This is a genomic window from Streptomyces alkaliterrae (assembly GCF_007097205.2).
GTDB lineage: Bacteria > Actinomycetota > Actinomycetes > Streptomycetales > Streptomycetaceae > Streptomyces > Streptomyces alkaliterrae.
The window spans coordinates 1-948 of record NZ_VJYK02000624.1; the positions used below are offsets into that span (position 1 = coordinate 1).

The 948-nt window shown below is 73.4% G+C and carries 1 protein-coding gene and 1 pseudogene; one reads left to right on the forward strand and one right to left on the reverse strand.

The annotated features are described in order from the left end of the window. Positions 1-2: 2 nt before the first annotated feature. Positions 3-683 (forward strand): annotated as a pseudogene (locus FNX44_RS27170) (serine/threonine-protein kinase); the annotation flags it as partial. Between the two features lie 22 nt (positions 684-705). Here FNX44_RS27170 and FNX44_RS30040 read toward each other — a convergent pair. Then, positions 706-924, reverse strand: a complete 219-nt coding sequence (locus FNX44_RS30040) for a hypothetical protein (protein ID WP_438948051.1) — start codon at positions 922-924, stop codon at positions 706-708. Between the last annotated feature and the right edge of the window lie 24 nt (positions 925-948).

Genomic DNA, 948 nt, shown 5'->3' on the forward strand with positions numbered 1-948 from the left:
GCATGGGGGAGGTGTGGCGGGCCAGGGACGAGTCCCTCGGCCGCCGGGTCGCGGTCAAGTGTCTGCGCCCGCAACGCGCGCAGACCGACGGCGAGCTCTCCGGCGAACTGCGCCGGCGGTTCCGCCGGGAGGCGCGCGTCGCCGCCGGCCTGCAGCACCGGGGCGTGACGGTCGTACACGACTTCGGCGAGTCCGAGGGCGTGCCCTTCCTGGTCATGGAACTCCTGGACGGCCACAACCTCAGCCAGCTCCTGGACGCCGAGGACGGCCGCCCGCTCGCCGTCACCGACATCTGGGACATCGCCCAGCAGATCGCCGAGGCCCTGGCCTACACCCATGCCCAGGGCGTCGTCCACCGGGACCTCAAGCCGGCCAACGTCATGCGGCTGACCGACGGCACCGTGAAGATCTGCGACTTCGGCATCGCGCACCTGGGGCAGGAGGCCGGCTTCACCGCCCGGCAGACCGGCGGCGCCGCCATGGGCACCCCGCACTACATGTCACCCGAGCAGATCGCCGGCGACGACGTCGACCACCGCAGCGACCTGTACTCCATGGGCTGCGTGCTCTACGAGATCGCCGTCGGCGCGCCGCCGTTCGACCTGGAGGACGCCTGGTCCGTCCTGGTGGGCCACCAGGAGACCGAACCCGTGCCGCCGAGGCGGCTGCGCGACGAACTCCCGCCGGAACTCGACGACCTGGTCCTCACGCTTCTCGCCAAGGACCCCGACCGGCGCCCCAAGGACGCCGCCGAACTGGCGCGGCTGGTCGCCGACGGACGGCACCGGCCCGCGTTCCCCGTGCCCGTCGGCCCCGGCCCGAGGCGACCTCGAAGCGGCTGGCGAGGGTGTCGGGGTGGTGGGTGCCGAGCACCCGGGCGCGGGCGGCGGCGACCTCCTGGGCGAGCCGGTGCGACTCCTCCAGCCGTCCGAGACGGTTGAGGTTGTA